General features: G+C 55.6%; 20 protein-coding genes and 1 pseudogene. 8 read left to right on the top strand and 13 right to left on the bottom strand.

Features of this window, described 5'->3' with window-relative positions; translation table 11 throughout:
- Positions 1-400: 400 nt before the first annotated feature.
- Positions 401-3,706, top strand: a complete 3,306-nt coding sequence (locus tag ACR0LX_RS05780; protein ID WP_480782896.1) for an ATP-binding protein — start codon at positions 401-403, stop codon at positions 3,704-3,706.
- 236 nt (positions 3,707-3,942) lie between these two features.
- Here ACR0LX_RS05780 and ACR0LX_RS05775 read toward each other — a convergent pair whose 3' ends face one another.
- Positions 3,943-5,868, bottom strand: coding sequence for a hypothetical protein (locus ACR0LX_RS05775; protein ID WP_480782895.1), 1,926 nt, complete (start codon positions 5,866-5,868; stop codon positions 3,943-3,945).
- A gap of 225 nt (positions 5,869-6,093) precedes the next feature.
- Here ACR0LX_RS05775 and ACR0LX_RS05770 point away from each other — a divergent pair.
- Positions 6,094-6,246 (top strand): annotated as a pseudogene (locus tag ACR0LX_RS05770) (DDE-type integrase/transposase/recombinase); the annotation flags it as partial.
- A gap of 242 nt (positions 6,247-6,488) precedes the next feature.
- On the opposite strand, the gene betC reads toward ACR0LX_RS05770, so the two are convergent.
- Both betC and ACR0LX_RS05760 read right to left on the bottom strand, forming a co-directional pair.
- A complete protein-coding gene (gene betC / locus ACR0LX_RS05765) occupies positions 6,489-8,024 on the bottom strand; it encodes a choline-sulfatase (RefSeq protein WP_480782894.1) in 1,536 nt (511 codons plus the stop codon).
- 76 nt (positions 8,025-8,100) lie between these two features.
- Entirely contained in the window at positions 8,101-9,084 is a 984-nt protein-coding gene (locus tag ACR0LX_RS05760; RefSeq protein WP_480782893.1) for a Bug family tripartite tricarboxylate transporter substrate binding protein, read from the bottom strand.
- 93 nt (positions 9,085-9,177) lie between these two features.
- Between ACR0LX_RS05760 and ACR0LX_RS05755 the strand changes: the two genes are divergently transcribed.
- From ACR0LX_RS05755 to ACR0LX_RS05740, 4 genes are read left to right on the top strand one after another with little or no spacing between them, the layout of a single operon-like run.
- Positions 9,178-10,380, top strand: coding sequence for an ROK family transcriptional regulator (locus ACR0LX_RS05755; RefSeq protein ID WP_480782892.1), 1,203 nt, complete (start codon positions 9,178-9,180; stop codon positions 10,378-10,380).
- Positions 10,380-10,895: a tripartite tricarboxylate transporter TctB family protein gene (locus tag ACR0LX_RS05750; RefSeq protein WP_480782891.1), complete on the top strand. Its 516-nt coding sequence runs from the start codon at positions 10,380-10,382 to the stop codon at positions 10,893-10,895. Before ACR0LX_RS05755 ends, ACR0LX_RS05750 begins: the two co-directional genes overlap by 1 nt.
- A gap of 13 nt (positions 10,896-10,908) precedes the next feature.
- Complete coding sequence (locus ACR0LX_RS05745; RefSeq protein ID WP_480577544.1) at positions 10,909-12,417, top strand: tripartite tricarboxylate transporter permease; 1,509 nt, start codon at positions 10,909-10,911, stop codon at positions 12,415-12,417.
- A 22-nt stretch (positions 12,418-12,439) separates the two neighbouring features.
- Entirely contained in the window at positions 12,440-14,242 is a 1,803-nt protein-coding gene (locus ACR0LX_RS05740; RefSeq protein ID WP_480782890.1) for a metallophosphoesterase family protein, read from the top strand.
- 117 nt (positions 14,243-14,359) lie between these two features.
- Here ACR0LX_RS05740 and ACR0LX_RS05735 read toward each other — a convergent pair whose 3' ends face one another.
- Positions 14,360-14,767: an NAD(P)H-binding protein gene (locus ACR0LX_RS05735; protein WP_480782889.1), complete on the bottom strand. Its 408-nt coding sequence runs from the start codon at positions 14,765-14,767 to the stop codon at positions 14,360-14,362.
- A 672-nt stretch (positions 14,768-15,439) separates the two neighbouring features.
- On the bottom strand, positions 15,440-15,877 hold the full coding sequence (locus ACR0LX_RS05730) for a VOC family protein (protein ID WP_480782888.1): 438 nt from the start codon (positions 15,875-15,877) through the stop codon (positions 15,440-15,442).
- A gap of 108 nt (positions 15,878-15,985) precedes the next feature.
- Here ACR0LX_RS05730 and ACR0LX_RS05725 point away from each other — a divergent pair, with 108 nt between their 5' ends.
- Complete coding sequence (locus ACR0LX_RS05725) at positions 15,986-16,678, top strand: helix-turn-helix transcriptional regulator (protein WP_480782887.1); 693 nt, start codon at positions 15,986-15,988, stop codon at positions 16,676-16,678.
- Between the two features lie 149 nt (positions 16,679-16,827).
- Positions 16,828-17,661 (top strand): arginase family protein, encoded by an 834-nt coding sequence (locus tag ACR0LX_RS05720; RefSeq protein WP_480782886.1) that lies wholly within the window; start codon positions 16,828-16,830, stop codon positions 17,659-17,661.
- A 475-nt stretch (positions 17,662-18,136) separates the two neighbouring features.
- Here the strand turns inward: ACR0LX_RS05720 and ACR0LX_RS05715 are convergent, their stop codons facing one another.
- Genes ACR0LX_RS05715 through ACR0LX_RS05680 form a run of 8 tightly spaced genes read right to left on the bottom strand, consistent with a single transcriptional unit; the run spans position 18,137 to position 25,046 of the window.
- Positions 18,137-19,075, bottom strand: coding sequence for an acetamidase/formamidase family protein (locus tag ACR0LX_RS05715; protein WP_480782885.1), 939 nt, complete (start codon positions 19,073-19,075; stop codon positions 18,137-18,139).
- 3 nt (positions 19,076-19,078) lie between these two features.
- Entirely contained in the window at positions 19,079-20,107 is a 1,029-nt protein-coding gene (locus tag ACR0LX_RS05710) for a branched-chain amino acid ABC transporter permease (RefSeq protein ID WP_480782884.1), read from the bottom strand.
- The gene (locus ACR0LX_RS05705; RefSeq protein WP_480782883.1) at positions 20,104-21,000 is read right to left on the bottom strand and encodes a branched-chain amino acid ABC transporter permease; all 897 of its coding nucleotides are present in this window, start codon (positions 20,998-21,000) and stop codon (positions 20,104-20,106) included. Before ACR0LX_RS05705 ends, ACR0LX_RS05710 begins: the two co-directional genes overlap by 4 nt.
- A 1-nt stretch (position 21,001) precedes the next feature.
- Positions 21,002-21,706, bottom strand: a complete 705-nt coding sequence (locus ACR0LX_RS05700; RefSeq protein ID WP_480782906.1) for an ABC transporter ATP-binding protein — start codon at positions 21,704-21,706, stop codon at positions 21,002-21,004.
- A 41-nt stretch (positions 21,707-21,747) separates the two neighbouring features.
- Complete coding sequence (locus tag ACR0LX_RS05695; protein ID WP_480782882.1) at positions 21,748-22,902, bottom strand: ABC transporter substrate-binding protein; 1,155 nt, start codon at positions 22,900-22,902, stop codon at positions 21,748-21,750.
- 29 nt (positions 22,903-22,931) lie between these two features.
- On the bottom strand, positions 22,932-23,642 hold the full coding sequence (locus tag ACR0LX_RS05690; protein ID WP_480782881.1) for an ABC transporter ATP-binding protein: 711 nt from the start codon (positions 23,640-23,642) through the stop codon (positions 22,932-22,934).
- Positions 23,635-24,276 carry a cysteine hydrolase family protein gene (locus ACR0LX_RS05685; RefSeq protein ID WP_480782880.1) on the bottom strand — a complete coding sequence of 214 codons (642 nt, stop codon included), beginning with the start codon at positions 24,274-24,276 and terminating at the stop codon, positions 23,635-23,637. The genes ACR0LX_RS05690 and ACR0LX_RS05685 overlap by 8 nt, the downstream gene beginning before the upstream one ends.
- The gene (locus tag ACR0LX_RS05680; protein ID WP_480782879.1) at positions 24,273-25,046 is read right to left on the bottom strand and encodes an N-formylglutamate amidohydrolase; all 774 of its coding nucleotides are present in this window, start codon (positions 25,044-25,046) and stop codon (positions 24,273-24,275) included. The genes ACR0LX_RS05685 and ACR0LX_RS05680 overlap by 4 nt, the downstream gene beginning before the upstream one ends.
- Between the last annotated feature and the right edge of the window lie 41 nt (positions 25,047-25,087).

Genomic DNA, 25,087 nt, shown 5'->3' with positions numbered 1-25,087 from the left:
TGTCATTGGGTGGCTCCTTTCCCAGCAGTCGATAACAACTGCACTTTGGCACGTTCGATGCCGGTGGAGCAGGAGCCATCCACCTCATCCGATATGGGCCGCAATTGAAGGGAGAAGTTTTCTTCGTCGGCGCGGTGACATTGATCGAGGCCCAATTCATCGACAACACCATTACCAGGTGATGTCACTTGCCTGGAACCGGTGTTGTATCCTGCAAAGCGTCAAGTGAGCAAATGAAGTCCTTGACCTGGCAAGAAACGGTGGTCTTCATAGAACAAGAACATGATCTTTTTGTTCGACAAATGAGCCACAGGCTATTTGGCGGGTTAAGTTACCAAGGAGATGCTTGCTGGTAGAGTGCATGTAGAGATCCTGTTACGACCGCAAGCAAAACTTATTGATGTCCGATATCGCGTCTTGGCTAAAGAAATATGGATTGTCCAAGTACGCTGCTGCTTTTGCTGAACACGAGATCGAACTTGGCGACCTTTCTGAATTAACTGACGAAGACCTTGTGGTTATCGGGCTCCCCTTGGGTCCGAGGAGGCGGTTTTTGAAAGCCGTTCGCACGAGGTCGGAAAACACGCTGCAATCGCCTGTCAATTCCAACGGTCCCGAGATCGTTGCAGAGCGGCGACAGCTTACTGTCATGTTTATCGATCTCGTTGGATCAACGGAAATAGCGCAACGCGTTGATCCGGAAGATCTGGCCGAAGTTCTTCGACTTTTCAAAGAAACCTGCGCCGCAGCCGTTGCTGCGTTTGATGGCCATATAGCCAGCTACTATGGCGACGGGATTATGGTCTTTTTTGGATTTCCCCACGCGCATGAAGATGATCCCGAGCGGGCCATTCGCGCGGGCCTGCGTATCATCGACGAGGTTCCGGTAATTCGCACCCACGCGAAACTCGATGTTCGAATAGGGATTGCAACCGGATTGGTTGTCGTAGGTGATCTGCGCGGTGAAAAAATGTTCGAAGACGGCACGGCAATGGGCGAGACGCCCAACTTGGCCGCGCGACTTCAGTCAATGGCGGACCCAGGTACTATGATCATTGCCCCAACTACTCATCAGTTGGCCGGTGATACTTTTGAGTACGTTCTACGTGGAGCGTTCAAGCTCAAGGGCTTCGCAAAAGATGTCGAAGGCTGGCAAGTAACCGGTGTGCGCGAAACGATCAGCCGTTTCATGGCGATAGACGATGTGTTGCTCAAACCGTTGATCGGGCGCTCTGCCGAGTTGGAGGCCCTCAACGACAAGTGGGAGCTTGCCAGTGGTGGCCAGGGGCAAGTTGTGTTGGTTTCAGGTGAGCCAGGAATTGGCAAGTCGCGCCTGATAGAGGAATTCAGGCAAAGCATTTCGGATTTGCCCCACAAGCAAACGCGATACCAGTGTTCTCCATACCATTTTGCCACTGCACTCTATCCCGTTATTCGTCGGCTCGAGGGCGCCGCTGGTCTTCGGTCCGACGATTCAAACGACACTAAGCTTGAAAAAATCCGAAAGGTTCTGGGTGATCAATCCGACGAGGCATTGAAGTTGACAGCATCGCTTTTGTCGATACCGTTCGAAGACCTTTTGGGGCCTTTGGATCAGACGCCACAACAGATCATGGATCAATCTCTGGAGTTGTTGCTGACCAATCTTTCGTCAGAGGCTACGGAATACCCAGTACTTTTCCTGTTAGAAGATGCGCATTGGATTGATCCGACAACCAAGCTGCTGCTGGATCGGATCGTGGACCGAATTCGCGACCTTCCGGTGCTCGTCGTTATGACATTCCGGCCAGAGTTCGATCCGGGTTGGACGCTGCAATCAAGCCTTAAGAAAATCGTTCTGAAGCCTTTGGACTTTCAACAGGTCAAGAGCATTGTGGACGAAGTCGCCAAGGGCGAGGCGATTGCAGATGAGATGTACGACCTGGTGGCGGCAAGATCAGATGGTGTGCCACTATATGTGGAGGAAGTGACCAGAGACCTCCTTGAATCAGGCACCCTGATCCGGGGTACGGACGAGTACATGATGGGTGGCGCTTCACCTGCGAATTCTGTTCCCAGCTCTTTGCATGATGCACTGATGGCGCGCCTTGACCGCCTGAGCTCTGCCAAAGAGATCGCACAAATCGGCGCTGTGGTAGGACCTCAATTTACCTTTCCATTGATCTCCAAGGTGGCTGGTATCGGCGACATAGCGTTGCGCACTAGCCTGGATCTGTTGGTCAAGGCAGGCATAGTTACAGTTGTTCGGACAGAGGATATTGAAACTTTCAGCTATCGCCACGCTCTTATTCGTGACACCGCCTACAACAGTCTGTTGAAGCGGGAGCGTCGCATTTTGCACGCGCGTGTCGCGCAACATTTGGATGACGCGTCGGTTCACACTGGTGATGCAAGCCCGGAAATTCTCGCGCACCATTACACTATGGCAGGCATGAACAAAGAAGCCGCCGATTATCGTTACCGCGCAGGCCAGCGGGCGGTCCAGCGCTCTGCCAATACAGAGGCAAGCGCCCAGTTGTCCCTGGCGATTGAGCAGCTTTGGAAACTCGACCAGAGTTTCGACAGGGACAGAAGTGAAATTGAGTTTCAGGTTCTCAAAGCTGGTGTATTACGTTCGACCGCAGGAATAGCCGCAGACGAAACCGGGTCCGTTTACGCAAGAATACGCGACTTGTGCGAACGTGTCGGAGAAACCGAGCAATTATTCCCGGTTCTCAATGGATTGTATTCCTTTCATTTGGTGCGTGCCGAATATGATTTGGCAAGATCTGTTGCAGCACAATTGCTCGAGTTGGCAGCCTCAACGCGTGAGACGCAGCATCAGATGGTCGCACATCGCGCTATGGGCGCGGTACTGTTCCATATCGGAGAGCTGAAACCGGCCTACAAACATTTGAGCAAAGCGCTGGACCTCTATAGCCGGGAACGCGATGGGCATTTGGCTTTCATTCACGGATCGGATCATGCAGCCATCACCTCGTGTTTTCTGAGTTTGGCCGTATGGATGCGGGGAGACCCGGACAAAGCATTGGATATCCAAAATCAAGCTGTGGCTGGTGCTAAAGAGCTAGAGCATGCGCACAGCATCGCACAGTCGTTGACCTATCTATGCATGCTTCATCTACTGCGTCGTGAGCCAGAAAAAGTGCTGGAAGTTGTAGAACAGCTTGAAGAGCTGTCAATTAAGCACTCATTCACATTCATGCGGTTGACTGCGAACCTGTGGCGAAGCTGGGTTAATGCCTATGCCTCGCCAAAACAAGAAACGATCGGTGCGCTACTCGAAGCGTCGAGAACGTGGTGGGAAAGTGGTGCAGGAAACTACAAACCGTTCTTTCTGACTTTGGTTGCGGAACTCACTTTGAAGATAGGTGACCGCGAAGGGGCCTTAAATTTGTTGGCTCAGGCGCGTGATCAACAGCATTCCACAAATGAAGGATGGGCCTGTTCCGAGACCTATCGAGTCTACGCGCTTGCGCGTTGCGAGAATGAGCTGGCGGGAAAAGAATTTCTTGAGGCTTTGGCCGCTGCGAGAGAGCAGAACGCGAAGATGTTTGAGCTTCGTACGTCGGTAGATTACGCGGAGCAATGTAAACTATTTGGACAGACGCACAGGGCGACATCTGATCTTCGTACTGCTTTGGATGGGATTGTAGGGGGTACGTCCACGATTGATGTGACTGATGCATATAAGCTTCTTGATTAAAGACATATAAGAAAACTTCATGTTTTCATAGGCATCACGCGGTTCTACTGATCGCAAAGCCCTTTCTAAGGAATGCGGAGACGGTACAGTTTAAATGCGAAGTTCACGAAATACTCCCAAGGCTGTTCGAGTGCCGCGCAGCGTTGAGAACCGGTAGACCGGAACAGAATAAGAATATTAACGAAAGTGGTCAGCAGTTCGGCTCGCTAACGGCGCAAGAGGTACGGTCCGCGGCTTCATACAGTATCGACATTGCCTTCTTCTTCGATTTGCCAGCTCAAACGTTGAAACGCGTGCTGCGCTTTTGCGAACTGTTCCTCAGTTCCCATCTCCTCGTAGATTTTGGTCGCGGTTTGTATGGTTCTCGCAGCCTCGTTGAAACCGGCAATTCGATCTTCTTCCCTATTGTGGATCACCTGATCCGCGCGGATTTCGCCGATCAGTAATGTTGCCTCGGCCCATCCCAGGGGATCCGCTTCTACGGCGCGCAATTCAATTACGCTGTTTGCGAAGGCCATCGCCGAATTGAGCAGTTCTGCACCCCCCGTGCCAAGCCTGTAAACCGCTTCGTTCCAGAGAAGCTTTGCCGCGAGATAGCGCGCGCGGGCCAGTTCGGCGGGATGATCGCCCATTACGAGTTGTTCTTCACTTTCAGCGACCAGTTCGATCGCCTTCTGGCACATCGTCGCCCGTTCTGTGTGGTCTGCGCGAACGGATTTTCGGTCCAGCAGATCGGCAAGGTCCAGCTTGACCAGCGCCAACTCGAACTGGGCATCCAACTGTTCATAGAGCCTGCGAGCAATCGAGAGGAGTTCTTCGGCCTGTTGCAGAAAGGGATCGGCGTCGGCATCGAGGGTGAACTGAGCGGCCTGCAGATTGAGCCATCCCGCCGTCGCCCGCGCCGTTGCCGCGCTGTGAAAATCGGACAATATGTCCGCAGCAATGATCTGAGCGGAAATCAGGTCTTCTTCCGCCGCCTCAAAGTGAACTTGCCCGTCCAAATGCCCCAGAGCCGCATAGAATTTGGCGTGTATCGTGCCCCGATGCAGAAAAAGACGGGCGGTAACGTCGGCCGGCAGTTCGGCTGCCGCTTCACTGAGTAACGGGTCGATGATGCGCGTCCCGTAGAGGTAGCCGTCGGTGCCGTAACGATCGCCATAAGCCATAAGCGCAAGTGCATAATTCGAGCGCCTCATCGCGGCGTCATATTCATCAACCATCGCCATGCCGTTCGCGGTGCTTTCAAATAGCTGGAACGCCTCTTGCGGTTGAGAGTTCAGGAGATGCACCATCGCTTCAGGCTCCGCAATGTTGGCGCGGAATTCCAGGTTTTTGCGCAGAGAATTGTCTTCAAGCGCCTTCCTCGCCTCTTGCAAAAGAAAAAGCGCAGCGGTCAGATTCATCTGACTCAATGCGCTCTGGGCGTGTTCCAGATAGGATTGCACGACCGGATCGGTATCATCGACGTCGTCTAGTGCTGCCTGAACCTGATCGCGCTCCTGGGCTTTGTGGATGATATCCGCAATAAGCTTACTGCGCGGGGCGGTGTCCGCGTCCGGCAGCTTGAAAGCCCTTGCCAGAATTCGAAATTCGGTGTCAGCGGCGTTTTTGACTGTGTCGATGGCAGCGTCAAGGCTGCCGTGTTTCCGAACAAGCTCGGCCAGGTCGCGCTGAATGGCCTGTGTGCCTGACAGCAATTGGGCGTAGATTGCGGGTTTGATCTGTTCGACGAAATCCGGATCGGCGAGAAGTGGCTTTAGCGCTGCCGAGGTCAGCAGAACAAAGAGATCGCGCATGGATTTGTGTTCGGGATCCTCAAGTTGCTCAACCATGTGCAAGGCCAGAGTATCGGCGTTAAGGGCGCTGCCTGCGATATCTGTGGCTTTCGGAGCGGAAAGCTCGAGCATCTGGACATATAGGACTGCTGCGTCAGGTGGCGCATCGGCCGCAAACCCTTCCAACGCGATTTCCGCACTTGAGATCATCTTGTCCGTAAAGTTTTTGAGCGTCGTTTTGTCGGCCCTTGTCAGCGAAGCCCTGACATCGTTGATCTCAAACCCGAGCTTAACCGCGCCGCCAACTGACGGAGCAACCAAAAACCCTGCGCAAAGAGCGAGCGCATTGTAGGCGGTCTCGATATCTTTGGTCCGAAGTGACAGCAAAAACTTCTCTTTCTGTACCTTTGTTCGCTTGGACAACTGTGAGTGAGAGAGTTGGGTTCGATGCTATCACATAATGGTCGATGCACTATGCGAATTCCCTAAGGATTTGTTGCTATGACAATCTGCTTCAGCCGCGCCGATCTAAACTGCCGGTCACGCACATTCCGGACCCTGGTTCTGCAAATCTGTGTAACTTTCGAATGGCGGCTAAGCAGACCGCGTCGAAGGTGGCTCAACAACCGAGCCGAGAATTCGCACATGCCGTTTCGAAACCGCGGACGCGCAATGCAGGTTCTCAGGCGTATGCGAAGTTTGCGGAAATTCGTGTCCGTCTATTCCTCGGTCTACAACCGCTTCGATCAGGATTGCAGCCTCTCCTAACGAGACCAATTCAAGCTCAGCCGCACGGCGGCTCTTGCCGAGTGGCGCTGTTTGCGCCGCATATGGGACAGACATATTGTCCTAGCTGATACACTTTCGATTTGGTCTGACACCGTCGATCGAGCACTTCCGCCGCCTTTCAGCAAAGGCACAAGGATATTCAGGTCTGCAGGCGCTCAGCTTGAGATGGGGAAACCGACGGAGGGCCGAACCTAGGTTGATGTAATCACAAGACAGTTTTACACTCGATCGGGTTTGACCGGAGCCACATAGGGAAGACGGGCTCGTGCTTTGGTGTCCGCTGCGCCAGCGTTGCGGATGTACCGTTGGTCGTCATCTTTGCGAACAGTGTACACGTATGTGGGATCGCCTGCGGTCACTGTGTGAATGGCGAGGCGGCGCAGTTGGCTGGCGCGGATCGTGTCATACAGCTCGTCTGGGTTCCAGCCATCGAACAGAATAGCCTCAAGTTCGGCCCGGAGGTCGGCGCAATCGGGATCGTTTGCGCGGTTGTTCACCTCGTTGGGGTCTTCATCCACGTTGTAGAGCAGCGTATCCACCCCTTCGAGCCACATCAGCTTCCACGGACCTTTCTTAACCATGCGGCTGGGGCCGGTGGATCCGTCCGCTGCAAATTCCGAGATTGCGACATCGGAGAGGCCCGACGTATCGCCGTTCAGTGCGGGAACCAGGGATCGCCCGTCGATGGGTGCTGCATACTCATCGTATGAGCCGCCGGCGGCGAGGTCCGCGAGTGTGGGCAACAGGTCAATCAGCGAGATGTTCTCCTTTACCCGCGACGTTTTGAAACGATCCGGTGCGTAGACGATGAAGGGTACACTGGCGGCCCATTCAAAGAAGTGTTGTTTGAACCACATGCCGCGCTCTCCCATCATCTCGCCATGGTCGGCGGTGAGGATGACGATGGTGTTATCGATCTGTTTGGTCCTCTCCAACACGTCGACAAGGTGCCCGACTTTCTCGTCGATATACGAGATCATCCCGTAATATCCGTGGCGGGCTTTGCGGCGGTCCTCAGGCGTGACGGTAAATTCGTGACGCGACTGGCAGTAATGAAGGTTGCGGCTGAGATGATCCATCTCGTTCAGTTCCAGAGGCGGGACGGCCGGGAATTCGATCTCATCATGATCATAGAGGTCCCAGTACTCCTGTCCGATTACGAAAGGCGAGTGCGGAGAGGTAAAGGAAACCGTCAGCATAAAGGGTCGGTCATCGTCCTTTCGCGCCAGATCATACAGGGCCTGAACGCCGTGGTATTCGACTTCGTCATCATAATCCATCTGCATGGTGCGGATCGCGGGACCGCTTTCCAGAATGGGGGCCATTGTCAGGTTGGTGGGCTTGTACTCGCGGCCCTTGGACCAATCCACGGTCCAGGCAAAGTTGGCCGGGTAAATCTCGGTCGTGTGACGTTTATCATATCCGTGCAATTGATCGGGGCCGACAAAGTGCATCTTGCCGGACATCTCGACCCGGTAGTCCATGCTGCGCAGGTAGTGTGCGAATGTTGGAATGTCGGCGTGAAATTCGCTGGCGTTGTCATACATGCCAATCGAAAAAGGCAGCTTGCCTGCATGCATCGACGCACGGGACGGCCCGCACATGGGCAGGTTGCAATAGCAATTTTCAAACACCACACCATTTTCCGCAAGGCGGTCGATGTTCGGTGCCTTGACGGTCTTGTTTCCATAGGCCTTCAACGCGTTCGCTGCGAGCTGGTCCGCCTGAATGAGTAGGATGTTTGGACGTGCCATATTCGTTTCCCGAGAATTATGAAGATTTGCCCCGGGCGGCTGGTTAAGGGGAGGGCCGCCCGGGATGCCGAAGTTGTTACTGGATTACCATTCCCAACTTTTCGGCAGTGTCGCTGAAGGTCTGAACCTGGCCTTCCACGAAGGTCTTTGTCTCGTCAGGCGAAAGCACTGTCGGGACCGAACCCAGTTTTTCGGTGGTCTCGACCCAGCTTTCATCCGCAGATATCGCCCCAAGAACTTCGACCCATTTCGCCACAACGTCTTCGGGCAGGTCTTTCGGCCCCCAGACTCCGGTCCAGCCGACGACGTTTTCCAGGTTCGGGTGACCAAGCTCCTGTGCGGTGGGCGTGTCCGGGATCGCGCCAAAGCGTTCTGGTGTGGTGGTCAGCAATGGGCGGATCTGGTCTGATTCAATCGCACCGGACAAGCCCGAGAGATTGTGGAAGATCAGATCGGCATGCCCACCAACCACGGCCGCTGTGGCCTTGCCGCCGCCTTTAAAGGGGACGTGGATCAACGCTTCGGAATCGACCCCCAGATCATCCAGCATGATGAGCATGGCCATATGCAACAATGTACCCACACCGGCGGACGCATAGGAAAGGCGTTCGCCGTTTGCGATCGCTGTCTTCAACTCATCAAAGCTCTGATAGGGCGAGTCCGCGCTGACGCCCAAAACAAACGGGTTCTTTTCGATCAGGCCAAGAAACGTGAAGTCGTCCCACTTGTATGGGATCGTGCGATTGATTGCGGGTACGGTGGCCTGAGATCCAACGCGCGCCATCAGCAAGGTGTAGCCGTCCGGACGGGATTTGGCGACCTGAGTCGAGCCAACGACTCCACCCGCACCGGTCTTGTTAACCACCAAAATGTTCTCACCCAAGTAGTCCGGCGCCTCAGTGCTGAGAGTGCGGGCGGCCAGATCGGCAGCGCCGCCCGGGCCGTAGGGCACCACCAAAGTCACTGGTTTGCTTGGGTAATCTTGCGCCAAAGCTCCCATCGGGATCGCGAGCAAAGCAAGGCTGCTCAGCGCTGCGGTCATTGTGGTTCTTAGTGTCATCTGTTGCGTCTCCCTGAATCGAATGAGACTCACCATAATAAAATACTTGCAGTAAGTAAATAATTAAGTAAAGATACATTCAGGAGGTGCAAAATGGCAGGTTGGTCACAAGAGGAGATCGGTCGCGGGAACCGGCAGCGGGTTCTTGGTGAGATTTTGGGATCAGGAACCATTTCGCGAACGCAGATCGCAGATAACCTCGCGCTGAATGCGGCGAGCGTTTCAAGGATCACGCGCGAACTGATCGATGCGCGTCTGGTTCAAGAGGTCGGTGTATCCAAGCCCGAAGGGCGCAGAGGGCCAAGAACCAAAAAGCTAACCATGGACCGATCCGGTGGTTATGTGATCGGGATCGGCATCAATGCCTACCAGCAAGTGGTCACGCTTGCCGATTTGTCGAACAACCGTATCGCGTCATGGGATGCAGGTGGGGCGGGGCTGACTGATGGCACCAGTTTCATCAGGGCGTGCTGCAAGCAAGCTAAAGCGCTGATTGAAGAGCATGTCCCGGACAAAGATCGGCTTTTTGGAGTGGGTCTGACCATCGCTGGCAATCTGGATAAGGCGCGCGGGATCGTCATTTCAGCGCCCACTCTGGGTTGGAGCGAGGAAACCAATGTTTGCGGGATCGTGAGAGAAGAGCTAGGCGTTCCGGTTGCGCTTGAAACACCCAGTGCCGCGATCTGTCAGTCAGAGGTTGCCTTTGGTGCAGCGCGAAACATTGAAAATGTCGCCGTAATCTATTGCGCGATGGGGTTTGGGATTGGCCTGCAGGTCAATGGAGAGCCTTACAGCGGGATCGGCAGGGTGGGTGGCGTTCTGACCGAAGCCAAGACCACTGAAGGAGTTGGGTCCAACACGCCTGTTTCCCTGTCCGACCAGTGCGGGGGTAGGGCGTTGCTGCGTCAGCTGCTGACCCCACAAGTGTTTGACGCATTGTCCGATCAGGAAAGGGCTCAGAAAGTCTGGGATGTCGTTTCTTCCGCGAACGAGACTGAGGGTGAATGCAGAACGGCCTTGGAGGATTTTGGCGCCCGGGCGGCAAACTGCTTTTCGCTCAGCCTGACGGTCTTGCAGCCCGAACTGGTGTTGCTTGCCGGCCCATTGGCGCAGTCGCCTTATTACTTGGAGGCGTTTCGAAAGCAGATCGACAACCTGAAGGCTGATCTGCAGCAGCCAATCAAGATCAAGTCGAGTGCGATGACCCACATGGGCGCGGCGCGATTGATGTCACTCAATGAAAACATCGCAAACGCTGAACTTGATCTCGATGTGCTCAAGGGAGGGGCCAGGTAATGGACCAGTCAAAGAAAAGAGACCTTTTTGCCGGGGCACTTTTTCTTGTCCTTGGCATTCTGACTTTGATGATCCTTATCCCGGCAGGTGTCGATTCACCTGGTTCTGTGGAGATTTCGGCATTGTCTCCAGAGTTCTGGCCCCGGGTGATTTCGATCGCCGTGGTTCTAGTCGCGCTGTGTTTGCTGGCCGAATCCTACTTCTTGAAAACGCCGCAACTCGATCCGGACGAGGACGCAGAAGCAGATGCAGTCTACAAACTGGACACGCTTCCCGGAACCCTGCGAACCATTATTCTAATCTTCGCCTTGTTCGCGTTTTACTTTGCGTTGACGACCTTGGGTGTCGTTGCCAGTTCGATCGTTCTGATGCTCTCCATGATGCTCTTTTTCGGCGAGCGTAAATGGTACTACATCGTTCCGATCAGCATCGTTCTTCCTGTCCTTTTGTACCTGTTCTTCCTGCACGTCGCAGGGGTGCCTATGCCTCTTGGCATTTTCGAAACGCTAGGTTGAGGAGAACCTGAGCATGATCGAGAATATTTCTACAGCATTTCAGCTATTCCTCAGCTTCGAGAACATTCTGGTCATCGGTATCGGTGTTCTGATCGGTACCATCATCGGCGCGATACCCGGGATGACCACCCCAATGGGCGTTGCTCTGGCCTTGCCGTTTACCTTCACAATGCAGCCCGTGACCGGCATTCTGCTGCTGCTGGGTGTTTACAAGGGCGGCTTGTATGGAGGGTCGTTGACAGCGATCCTGATCAAGACGCCCGGTACACCGGCTGCGTCTTGTACCATTCTTGATGGCTATCCACTGGCGCAAAAGGGGCAGGCGCGAAAGGCCCTTGATATCGCACTTTATGCATCCTGTGTGGCCGATCTGATCTCGAACATCGCCCTGATCATGTTCGCCGGATTCCTGGCAACTTTTGCGCTGCGCTTTGGGCCGCCGGAGTTCTTCACTCTGATCGTCTTTTCCCTGACCATCATCGCCGGTGTTGCTGGCCCCAGCCTGACCAAAGGTATCCTGTCGGCCTGTCTGGGCCTGATGCTGGCGACGGTTGGGTTGGATCTGATCTACGGCACGAACCGGTTCATTTTCGGGAACTACGAACTGATGTCAGGGCTGAACTTCATTCCGGTACTCATCGGCTTGTTTGCGATCCCTGAGATACTCGACCGCGCGACGCGCCGTCCCCGTCCACCTGGCGCCCAGCGTCAGGAGTTGGGTAGCGGTGCAAGCTTTGCCGAATTCCGAAAAACCCTGAAATCGGTTATCCGTGGCAGTTTCATCGGCGTGATACTGGGTGCCATCCCCGGCATCGGCGGCGCACCGGCGGCTTTCCTGAGCTATAGCGAAGCGCGCAGAAATTCGAAACATCCGGAAAACTTCGGCAAAGGTGAGCCCGAGGGCGTCGCCGCAGCTGAAGCCGGAAACAACGGCGTGGCCGGAGCGACGATGATCCCGCTGCTGGCGCTGGGTGTGCCGGGGGACGTGATCACGGCGGTTATCCTAGGTGCCTTCATGATTCATGGCCTGCGCCCGGGTCCCATTCTCTTTGCGGAGAACCTGCCGATGATTTACGCGTTGTTCATGGGGATACTACTCAGTTCCGCGTACCTGTTTGTCGTGGGCAAAGTCGCCATCAAGACCTTCAGCCGCGTTGCGCTGATCCCGAACCGCATTCTTTACCCAATTGTCTTCACGCTCTGTGTCTACGGAGCATATGCGGTAAACAACAACCTGTTCGACATTCTGGTTATGCTGTGCATGGGTCTTGTTGGTTTCGCGATGCTGCGGTTGGACATTCCGGTCGCGCCGTTCCTGATAGCCTTCGTATTAGGGCCGCTCCTCGAGGACAACTTCCGGCAGTCGCTGCTGTTGTCCGATGGCAGCCTGTCGATCTTTGTCCGAAACGCGATTTGCTGGCTGTTCTGGCTGCTGACCGCGCTGTCGATTTTCGTACTGATCCGGTCCCGCATCCGCGCTTCGCGCACTGGCCAGGCTTCTGTGCTGACCACCGGTGGATAAACCCGAAGAGCAAGGAAAAACCATGGGTAATGCAGACGACGCTGGCCTGGGGCGCTTTGCGTACAGCTTTGCGGTCATTTCAGATACGCATGTCAATCCGGATGAAGACATGTGCAATTCGCCCTTCCCGGTGAACGCCCGCGCCAATCGACGGTTCCGCTATGTTGTGGCGGACATAAACCGCAGAGAGGTCGATTTTGTCGCCCACCTCGGTGACCTGCTTCATCCCGTCCCCGAGACCGGAGACCTTTATGCGCAGGCTGCCGATGCCTACCGCGCGATTGTGTCCGAGCTGACGGTTCCGATCCATGTGCTGCCGGGCAATCACGACATCGGCGACACTCCGATCAGGGGCGGGCCTGCAAGTCCGACCACGCCCAAAATGATCGATGTGTGGGAAGGTGAGTTCGGGGCCCATTATCACAGCTTCGAAAAGGGAGAGGTGCGTTTCATCCTGCTGAATGCGCAATTGATCAATTCCGGGCTACAGGCCGAGGCGGATCAGCAGCGCTGGGTCGAGGCGGAATTCGCGGCAGCCCGAGGGCAACGCGTCATGCTGATGCTGCACCACCCGGCCTATCTGTGTCATCCCGACGAACTGGGCCACTATGACAATACCGATCAGCCGGGCAGGGGGTGGCTGTTGGGGCTGCTAGAAAAACACGGGGTCGAGGCGATGTTCTCAGGTCATGCCCATAACTTCTGGTATGACCGATACCGTCAGACGGATTTCTACCTTGCACCATCAACCAGCTTTGTTCGGCAGGATTACTCGGAAATGCTGCGCGCGATCCCGCCCGAATTCAGCGAGTTCGGTCGCAACGACGTGGCAAAGTTGGGATATTTTGTGGTGAACGTTTACGAGAACGGTCATGTCACGAAATTTGTTCGGACAAACGGGGCCGAGCTTGCGCCGGCGGAAAAAACAGCGGGTGAGAAACTTGAACTGGCCCCAGAGCCACGGGAAAACACCAACCCGCTGATCGGCTTTGATCTGCGACAGGACTGGGCCGAAATTTCCGAAGTGCCGCCAAGCGGCGGCCTGGACGAGTTCGACCGAAAACCCGTTCGAAACGACTATCACCTGCTGGCACTGCAAGAAATGGGCGTCCGCGATATTCGCGTCCCGCTACATGATCTGCTGGACCCCGCGCGCCGCGCACGGATTGGCGTTCTGAAACATCTCGGGTTCAGAATTACACTGTTCGGATTTGGCTGCCTCGATGAGCACTTGGACCTGATCGCGTCGCAAGCAGGCAATCTGGCCGATTGGGAAATCACTTTGAATTGGGGCGATGTCGCGACATCGGCAAAAACGCTGGCCGAAGCCCACGCAGCGACAGGCTTGCCGATCTATATCTCACGCATGCGGACCAAAGACGATATCAGGTCCGAGGGTACCTATTTCCACGTCATCAATCATGGCTTTAACAGCGACGACACCGATCAGCTTGCGAAACTCGCCGCGCTGCCCGGATCCTGTGGTGTTATCGGGGCCGTATTTCGGCTCGGAAACAGCGACCCTGTCGACCCGAGTTTGAAAGCCGTCGACCGCGCTGTCGCCAATCACGCCCTGAAGGCATCGGTGCACCTGCGGGTCGCCGGTGATAACCCCGCTGTTCCGCACCTGGACGATAACGCAACCGTCGCTCGGGTTGTTGAGGCAATGGATATCCGGTCAAAACTTCAGAACACGCGTGTTTACTGCGATACCTTGGTCGATGTTGATCGGGGGTACTTCGTGCGCAACGGAGCCATCGACCGCTGCAACAACCCACGGCCACTGCTGGACGCTGTCCGCGCGCGGCACGCTCGGAACGTTTAAATCTCACCTAAGAAAGGCGCTCGTCAGAATAGTCGGTGAACCTCAGCAAACTTGCGAAAACCTAACCTGCACCGCAGCAATGGCAAAAGCCTGACCAGAATATCACTTACACCAAGATCAACCCGCCACTTTCTGCGCTAGCAATACGTTGTCTGCAACCGAATGGGCAGGATAAGCCTCAGAGTCCGAGATGGCATCGATCAGGAATTGCGTAAGTGCCAACCTGGAAACTGCTGTTCCGTTTTCGGGGAGAGCATCTCTTCGGGCACGGAATGTCGCTATGCTGGCGTCATTGAGGAATACAACGCGGGCGGAGGTCCAGTCTAGGCCAGACCTCTTCAAGATATCCTCCATGCGATCGGCGCTTCGTACAACGTTCGGCACAGCGAACCGAAGAAGCTTTCGCAGTCGCGTTTGGTCTGAAACAGCAAAGCCGTCGAGGTCGCCCGAACCCGTTTGAGGCCCCTCACCGACGCAGCTTCGACGAGGGCGGCCACAAATCGGTAATATACTGATGTCGTGCATTTCGAAGGCAGCCGACCGCCCAAGGTCGAAATAACGGCCTATTGGTTGCGAAACACTGATGCGAGGAACACAGGGTCACAGGGGTCACCTACATCTAATCGCAGTTTTTATGTTGGAGATCGAATGCGTTGTCTGCAGAACTAACGACCGCTGTGACGTCAATATCTTTTGCGAGCACAGTTACGAGTACAAGCTTACCTGTCCGCCCTTTCGCGCCCAAAAGAAAAAGTTCCAAAACCTTCTCCTTTCAATCGGAAACTGCGTTTGCGACCTGCCGCAGGTGGAGAGGCAAATCTTGTTGCTGTTCGGATCCCTGACATAGGCCGAGAAACGTGGCCCAGGTAGGTTCGGATCGCCTTCGCTTGTGCCACCAAGCTCGATGGCCAATGCGTGCAGCCTTTCGACCTCTTCAGCCGACCCAAGCTGAAGCCGACCATGGTTCCGTTTCCATTGGTGGCAGGCTTCTCGTCGAACGGGATGGCAACTGCGAAAGCAAAATCAGGTCCAAGTCAGTATGTCATTCTGTCGGTGGGCGAGACGCGCTCCACGCCTGTTTGGCCAAATAGCTGGTCATAAAAGTGCGTTGTGGCGTCCATGTCGTTGGTGCCGACGACGAAGTAGTTCATTTGCATGGTGCGATGGCCGTTGAGAAAGCACGGAGTGTTGAGAGCGTCACTGATCGGTCAGTCTGAAGAACTCGATCAGCTGACCGTTCGGATCGGTGATCTTGAGCAAGTGGATGCCCGGCTCTTCGATCATTTCAAGTGCGGTCACACCGGCGGCGGTGGCGCGGGTGTGCAAGACTTCCAGATCGGCGGATTGCAGGTAGGGAACCGCGCCCGAACCTGCCTTGGACCCCGGTGCGTACTTGTCCCGTGACACGATTGCGAACCAGCCGCCAGCCACGTTAAACGCCACGAATTCAGGTAGCCCGATTGTCGGTTCACTGTCGAACAGGGCACGGTAGAAGGCCTCAGACCCCTCCATGTTGTCGGTCGGCACATAGGCGCCCATGGCCATGATTGGCGCATTTCCCGGCTGCACAGACGACGCCGCAACGAGTGCTGTTGGCAGAACCGCAGCGAGGGTTAGAGCAGAGAAACGTCTCATATTCTGGTCTCCGGTTTTTGGATGTCTTTCCGGCTTCTACCGCGCCTATGCTGACAGCGTGTTGTCAGCATTGTGTCAGTATGATCTGTTTCATCGAAAGGAGGTCACATGAGGCGCGGCGACAGGCTATTTGAAGTCATCGAGATCCTGAGACGTGCCAAGGGCCCGATCTCAGCCCAGTCCATTGGTAACGAACTGGGCGTAACCAAGCGTACGGTGTATCGGGATGTTGCTGCGCTGATGGGGCTGGGCGTGCCAATCAATGGCGAGGCCGGGATCGGCTATGTGTTGGAGCCCGGCTTTCATATGCCACCGCTGATGCTGACCCCGGACGAGATTGAGGCCGTTATGCTTGGCGTGCTGTGGGTCCAGACCCGAGGCGACCCCGAACTTGCGCTGGCGGCTGAGAAGCTGATCACCAAGCTGGAAGCTGTCGCACCTGAAAAGTACCGGACGTCGTTTCTTCAACCGGCCGTCAGCGTCGCGCCCGTTGTTCAGTCGGATGAAGTACTCGGCGCTGCGGCCATTCGTCTGGCCATTGGGCGGCGCAAGAAGATAGCCCTGAAATATTCGGACAACTCAGGCCAAGAGACCCGCCGTGTGATCTGGCCCATATTTCTGGGCTATCGGGACACCAACCGCATCATCGCCGCATGGTGCGAGATGCGAGAAGACTTTCGCTACTTTCGGACGGAACGGATCATTGGAGCGGAGGTCCTTGAAGACAGTATTCCGCGGCGTATGGACCTGCTTCGCGCGGAGTGGCGCGATGCAACAGATGCAGAACGTAAGCGCTATTAAGAGGGGGCATAAAACGGTGGCCGCCGAAGGACCGCTTTGGGGAAGCTGCAGCTTAGGGTCGCGACAGTCTGTTTGTCGTTCGATAGATTCCGCCCAAGTAGCCTATGTATGCTCAAAAAAACCGAAGCTGACTTCAAGGGACCAACGTTTTGACGGAGAAGCCAGATCTTGCCGCTTTGTTCGGAGCAAAGGAGACCAAAACAATTCTGGGTCTCGAAGCCTGCATTGATCCTGACGCAATTGAAGCCTCTTCGGCTTTTATCGGTGCGCCTTGCGCGACTCCTTACGGTTCCGTGGGCGCCTATGCCCGGAACGGCCCTAACTCTTTGCGGAAGGCCATTGGGTCGCTCACTGCCAATGTCGATCGACACAATTTCGACCTTGGCGGCCCCATTTTCCCGCAAGGCACCAAGCGCGCGGTTGATTGTGGAGACCTGCCATGGAGTGAAAGCGACATTGCGGCGAACAGACGAACCATCCGTCAAGCTGTTTCCAAAATCGTTGGCCAAGGCGTCGTGCCTATCCTGATCGGCGGAGACGACTCTGTTCCGATCCCGTTGATCGATGCAATGGGGGATACCGGTGAGTCCTACACGATCCTGCAGATCGACGCGCAAATAGACTGGCGAGACAGTCACATGGGTGAAACCCATGGGCTTTCATCAACAATGCGGCGCGCGTCCGAAATGGCGCATATTGACGGGATCATTCAGGTTGGAGCACGTGGCATCGGCTCTGGCCATTCATCGGATTTAGAAGACGCAGTCGCTTTGGGTGCCAAGTTTTTTACCGGCCTGGACCTGCACCGCCATGGGCTTTCACCTGTGATTGATCAATTGCCGCAGAATGGGAACGTTATTCTTTGCATCGATATTGATGCATTGGATCCGTCAATCGCTCCTAACACAATTGGAAGATCACCGGGTGGATTGAGTTACTTTGACGTTCTTAACTTGATCATTGCAGTCGCAGATAGAAGCTAAATCGCTGCCGTTGATTTTGTTGAGATCATGCCAGAGGTCGATGTAGACGGAATTGGTGGATTGACCGTGTCCAGATTGGTGGCCGCTACCATGGGGATCGTCGCGCGGCAGAAACGCTAGTGCCTGCGAAACCACTTGGACTGAATATGAAAATAAAAACTTCGCTGAATGTCGGCAATGCGGGCTGCGTGCGCAGCATCATGGTCCATCAATAAAAGTGCGCCTTTGGGCCGTCTTATACATGCGAGGTGAATCGTGAGAAAGAACGCTGCGGTTACTCCGCGACCGGCTAGATACCTTTGTTGGTATGTTCTTTAGATTTCTCCCGCATTATCATCCATGTACTCCGCACAATTGTCACGATCATCGAGCAACACGCGCATAATCAGGCTTCTATCGATATCGTTGGTTTCGTACGTACATAGCAATGGTGCAGGTATCAAACTTATGGGGCAGATGTTGGTCGCCGATTTATCTAGCCCAGCACGGATTTCGGAAAGTAGAACGACACGGTCCAGTTCGGGATATCCACAATCTCACTGATCCGAAGGTCTCCGCAGACCGAGCAGAGCATATAGGCCTCGAGTGGGGACATGCCCGTCACGGCGGATATCCAGTCAATCATGCCCGAAACCGCATCGCGGGCAGCCTGCATCAGATCCTCGCCGATGCCTGTTGTGGCCTTGTATCCAGCAACGTCGAAATGGCGTGTTACGGGCCCGCTGGTTTCGAACCGGGGATAGGGCAGGTTTTCACCTTTTATCAGATCGACCTTAATGGCCACATCCATTGGGCTTTCGATAGCGGTGCCACAAATTTCACCATCACCTTGTGCGGCGTGGGTGTCACCCAGCGACAACATCCCACCGGCCACCTCGACTGGCAGGTAGAGCGTTGTTCCAACGCAATTGTCCCTTATGTCCAGATTGCCGCCAACTCGGCGTGGGGGGACGACGGAATGCAGACCAGGCTTTGCTAGCGCTAGCCCGATTGTCCCCACAAACGGCTTAAGTGGCACCTTGCCACCGGGGCCGAACAGGGCTGGTGTCATTGCGGCAACATCATATTTCCAGATATGCAGTGCCGCGTCAGGAAACTGATCAGTCAAGAGACCAAAGCCTGGGATGTTGGCGGTCCAACCCCAACCCGAGGGCTTGAAGTCAAGAAACGTGACAGCAACCGTATCACCAGGCTCGGCCCCTTTGATGTAGATCGGCCCGGTGACCGGATTGACCCCGTCAAAGGACAGGGTGCCCAGATCAGCCAGCGTTGAGGTTGCGTTCAACTGACCCCCTGAACTGTCAATGGTCTCGACCTCGACGGTTCCGCCGGGATCGACACTCAGGACGGGTTCGATGGAGTTGTCCCAGCCGAAATGGTGGTTGTGTTTGTGGATGGTGTGGTTGCAACCCATGGCTCACTCCTGTGTTTTCAGTATCAGGTCCTCAATTTCGCGGTCGCCCATAATGCCGGCGGGCCTCAGTGCCATCGTGAGCACGATCACCGTTCCGAGTGCGATGCCCGACAGACCGAGCACTTCGGGTAGGTCAACGCCGAGTAGGACCGGACCAGTTTCCAGCCAACGTACGCATTCCAGTCCGAATGAGATAAGCAACGTGCCTAGGACCGCCCCCGAGACTGTCCGCATTCCCCCAAGGATCAGCATGGCGAGTGTCAGAAAGACGTGGTTGAAATAAAAGGGCCGCGCGCTGATCGTACCGAGGAAATAAGCATAGGCGATCCCAGCCAATGCTAGCAATATCGCCGAAAGGACCCAGGCGATCAGGCGGAGCCTGCGGATGTTTACACCCATCGCAGCGGCTCCGACCTCATCGTCGGCGCACGCACGCAGTTGGATACCCCAGCGGCTTTCCCGGAATACACGCACGACAAACACGGCAATTACCGACAGGGTCACGATCGAGGTTAGCGAAAACACCTGCGGGATGCCGAAAAACGCCTGATTTCCTTTGAATATGTCTGTGCGGTACAGAAAGACCGAATGCACGATGACCAAAACAGCAAGGGAAAAGATAGTCACACCAGAGCCGGTCAAGCGCACTACGAAGAGCCCGACGATCAGGGCCAATGCTGCCGTGATCGCGATGGCCAACATTGCAGAGGTTATCGGGTCCAGCGAAAAGGCATTCAGCCCCCAAGGCGCATCTGGCAGCGAGATGGATTTGACCGTTACCGGTGTCACGCAGATTGCAGCGACATACGCCCCGATCCCCATAAACGCGCTGTGGCTGAGATTGGTCAGGCGGGCATTGCCCATGAATACCTGCATGGCCAAGACGACCAATAGGTTCACATAGGCGCTGTAGACCAATCGTAACTGATAACGCGAACCGAAAAAGGTTACGACCAAGCCAATGACGATCAGCAAAGCGGCCAGGATCGCTGCCCCGACAAGTCCGCGTCTCTGACTGGGGTTCAGGGTCATATCTTGTCCCCTTTTTCAGTGGGCGGGGACAGGATGCCATCTGGTCTCCAGACAAGAACAAGGGCGATGATGCCAAAGACAAAGGCGTCTTTCATGCCGCCATATTCCTGCGGCAACAACACCAGCATGGCGACCTCGACAGCGCCCAGAAGAAAGCCGCCCAGTACCGCGCCAGTTAGGCTGCCGAACCCGCCGACCACGCACGCCACAAAGGCTTTGAGCACCGGGTTGAATCCCAGATGCGGATCAACTGATCCGCGTCGCGCCATGATGAAGATGCAGGCCAAACCGGCCAGCAAACCTGACACCATGAAAGCGACGGCAAATACCCTGTTGGACTTAACGCCGACCATACGGACCATCTCGAAATCCAATGAAGCCGCGCGCATGGCCAAACCCAGCGTTGTGCGTTTGAGAAACAGCATTAACCCAATAATCACCAGCCCCGTTGTTGTCGCCTCAAACACCTGAAGTGAGGACACGCGTACGCCCAGAAGCTCGACGGGCCAGTCCAGAAAATACAGTGAAGTGACCGCCACTGGGCGCGGCGAAACCGCCAGAAGAAAGACGTTTTGCAGAATGATCGAAACACCGAAGGCGGTAAGTAGACCTGTCGTCGGATCCGCATAGCGGACGGGTCGGAACGCCACACGTTCCAGCAACAAGGACATCAGGATCGCAGCGGCAATAGCTCCGCCGATGACGATGAAAGGGTTTTTCAACGCCAACGCCGCGAAAGCCACCATAGTATAGCCTCCAACCGCAATCACTTCGCCATGGGCAAAATTTACCAGCCCCATGATCGAAAAAACGATCGCCAGCCCCAGTGCGATCAGCGCGTATTCTGCACCGAACGCAAGGGCATTCATAATCTGCTGGGCCATATATTCCATGTCAGGCGATCCCCGTGAGTTCTGCCATCAGCGCGCTGCTCTGACCCAGCGTTTCCTTGGTGCCTTCCGCCACGATCCGCCCATTATTCAGAAGATAGGCGTAATCCGATAGGCGCAGAGCGTGCGTCGCGTTCTGTTCGACAAGCAGAATCGTCATGCCTTCGGCCTTCAGGTGATCGATCATCTGGAAAATCTGGCTCACGATCTTGGGGGCGAGACCAAGGCTGGGTTCGTCCAGCAGCAGGATCTTGGGGCGGGTCATCAAGGCGCGGGAAATGGCGAGCATTTGCTGCTCGCCACCCGACAGTGTACCTGCCAACTGATCCCGACGTTCTTTCAGAATTGGAAATGTCTCAAGCCAGTGAACAATGTCAGCGTCTTTCGCCGCGCGATCAGAGCGAGTGGCTCCGCCCAGAACCAGGTTTTCCTCGACACTCAGGTTAGAGAAGATCCGACGCCCTTCGGGGGCCACGGACACGCCCGCCTGCACTCGCGCTTCGACTGGCAGGGTCGAAATCTCGACCCCGTCAAAGGTGATTTGCCCCGATGATCGGGCCACGCCCATCAGCGCGGAGATCGTCGAGGTTTTGCCCGCCCCGTTCGGGCCAAGCAAAGACACGCAGTTGCCCTCATCCACGGCGAAAGAGATGCCGTGCACGGCCTCAATCGGGCCATGAGAGACTGTCAGGTTTTCTACACTCAGCATGGGTTGGGGAACGGGGGCTGCGCTCACCCCCGTCTTTTGGCTCAGTTCCAGTCTTTCGGTGTGTTTTCAGGGATTTCGTTTGAAATCAGTACCCGTTTTCCGTCCTTGTAACCAATTACCGGGATCGTGCGTTGGGCGTATGTTTTTGTGTCCTTGAATGAAATGTTGTCAACTGTCAGGACCGGGATTGTATCGGCAGTACGTATCGTTTCGGCGATGACCGCCGGGTCGGTGCTGCCCGAGGTTTCGACTGCCCAGGCGACTGCTTTCACCGTATCAGCGCCGGTTGCAGGGAAAAGGCCGGGCACGTCGTGGCCAAGCTCTTTGCAATCCGCCATGAACTTGACCACGGCGCTTTCATCATGACTTGGGGCCAGAGTAGCGAAGAACACCTTGTCAAGGATCGAGGAATCATCGGCTGCGACCGCGTCCAGCGACGGGTCGTCAAAACCATCGGACCCGACCACCCAGGCGTCGATACCCGCGCTGCGCAACTGCCGGACCAAAACGCCGATATCGGGCATGATTGACGAAATATAAACTGCGTCGACTTCCTCGCCCAACGCCTTCATATCGGCGATCTGCGGCGACCAGTCAGAGGTGCCAAAGCTGAAATTCATCTTGGCCAGGACCTTACCGCCGCCCTCTTCGATTACCTGCCCGAACCACAGCGGAGTCCGCGCAGACCATGATCCGCCTTCATCCGAGGTCAGCAGAACCACGTTCTTGACGCCTTCGCTCAGCGCGTGGTTTGCAGCAGCCGTAGCAGTGAACGGATCAGGCGAGACGCCAGTAAAGAAATTGTCCACGATGCCCGCGTGCATCTCGACCTGTGTGGATTGCGGCTGGAAGATCGAAACGCCGTAGGGTTGGGCGATCTGGGCTACCGGGATCATCGTGTCCGAAAAAGGTGTGGTGCCGAGCATCACGACCCCCTCGTCCAGAAACTTTTGCGCCAGTGAGATCGCCGCCTGCGTGTCGCCCGCGGAATCCTGCACCAGAACTTCGATTTGCTTGCCACCTGCACCGCCTTCTGCGTTGATCATATCGGCCATACAACGCGCTCCAAGATATTCGGAATAGATTGCCAAGTCGCCGGTCATGGGAACGCCCAAGCCGATCTTAATCGTGTCATCGGCAACGGCCGGCAGAGCCAAACTCATGGCGGTCAGAGTGGTAAGGGTCAGCTTTTTCATACTCTTTCTCCTGTTGAATGCCGCCTGCGTCACGCGGCCCGTTCATCGGTTTCGCCAAGATAAGCGTCGATAACCTCTTGGTTCTTGGTTATTTCTTCAGGTGCGCCTTCGGCGATGACAGCACCCATATTCAAGACAGTGATCCTGTCGCACAGCGACATGATGAATTTCAGATCGTGGTCGATTACCAAAATCGCGCAATCCGAGTTCGCCCGGACCCAGGCTAGCGACCGGCCCAGTGCGTCCGTTTCCTGCTCGTTCATTCCTGCCGCAGGTTCGTCCAACATCAGAACCCGAGGGTTCAGAGCCAATGCCCGCACAATTTCCAGCCGCCGAAGCTGGCCATAGGCCAACGAGCCGGCGCTTTGATTGAGTTTACCCGATAGGTCAAATTCGAGGATTGCGGCGTCGACGATTTCCGCGCCGCGTCCAGAATAGCGAGCTACGTCGATATTTTGAGCGACGCTGAGGCTTGGAAAGACCCGCAGGTTCTGAAAGGTCCGCGTCACACCGCGCGCCGCGCGTTCATGGGCGCGTAGGTGATCCAACGGCTCGCCATCCAGCGACAGGTCGCCGGCCGAATGGGTCAGCAGACCTGAGATCAGGTTCACCAGCGTCGTCTTGCCTGCGCCGTTGGGGCCGATCAGACCGCGCACCTCACCCGACGCGACGGACATGGTCACATTCTCGACTGCATGGACTCCGCCAAAGGTTTTAGTGATACCCTTCAGTTCAAGCACGCGCCAATTCCTCAACCAGCTGTGCTGTGGTCACCTGTCGGCAATAGCCTTTGATCGCGCGAAGTGAGCTCTCGTGCCGTTCCTGTGTGTAGGTCAGGCAGGCATCGGTTACTTGCGTAACCAGGTAACCAAGATCGCACGCATCCCGGATGGCGCTTTCGACACATTGATCTGTAACAAGACCGGCCAGAACGATCTGCCGGACTCCGAGATTTCGCAGAATGTAATCGATATGTGTGGATACAAAGACAGAGGAAGAGGATTTCGGTAAAACGATCTCATCCCCAACCGGTGCGATTTGATCGATTACCTTCCCGTCCCAACTGCCCTTGGGAACATGAAAACCTGTGATCTTGTAGTCCAGCGACCGGTCGCGCCCGTCCAGTGTCAGGCTTTCGATATTGGTATACATGACCTCGACGCCTGCGGTGCGACAGGCGGCTTGAACGGTCTGCATGTTGGGTATCACGCGGGTCTCCAACTGATCAAAATACCAGCCGCATTTTTCCTCAAATTCGGCTTCTGGCAGGTCCTTGAACTCAGCTCCGTCCCGATGAGCTGAGAAATTTTGCACATCGATGAATATCAGTGCGGATTGCGACGGAATCAGCGGAACTTCGCGGGTCAAGGTCACGGCTTGGTCTCCAGTATCCGGGTGAAGGCATCGGCCAATAGCTGCGCCCAGTCCGCTACGCCTTTGGCATCTCGGATCAAATCGTTGCGGATTTCGACCAGAGAATGTGCTAGGCCACGCGGTTCGACGAAGTGAGGGATGAACCAGTCGCTATCGGAGTCGATCTGGTAGGGCTGGTTCAATGCCATGTGTAGGTCAGGGCGTCGGGCCGAGATATGATTGATTGCCTCCTGGCCGGTGGCCAAGTCGACGCGGGTCAGAAACCCAGCGTGCCAGGGTCGCGCTTGACCGCCGACTTGCGCGGTGAAGGAATGTATAGACACTGCCAACGTCCGCGGTGTGCGGTCCAGCATGTCTTCGACGGCGGCGTTCAAAGGCGACAGAATCTCACGCTGGCGCGCAGTACGTTCAGCGGCGCTTAGGTTCAGATTGGCCGGAATTTGTTCTCCAAAACTGTTTGACGGGATCGAATCCGGGGCCTCAATTGGCCGGTTGCAGTCTATCACCAGCCGGGAATAACGCTGCAGAATCAACGGAGCTCGCAACCGAGTTGCCAGGTGCCGCGCCACCGCCTCGGCCCCGATGTCCCAGCCGCGATGGCTTGTCTGCACTGCTTCCGAGACGCCCAAATCACCAAGTTGTTGAGGGATCGCCCGCCCGGCATGTTCGCACAGCAGCACGACCGGAGCGTCACTGTCGCGGTTGACCCATTCCACCGGGGCAGGGTCCCCGGCGACCAGAAGGTTTTGGGTTGCAACTGAAGCATTCATGCGACCAAGTTAGAGAACAAATTTTTTCAGAGTCAATAAGA

This window comes from Ruegeria sp. CH11, from assembly GCF_056537105.1.
The sequence above is the reverse complement of the archived record's forward strand: the minus strand, read 5'-3'. Positions and strand labels throughout refer to the sequence as shown.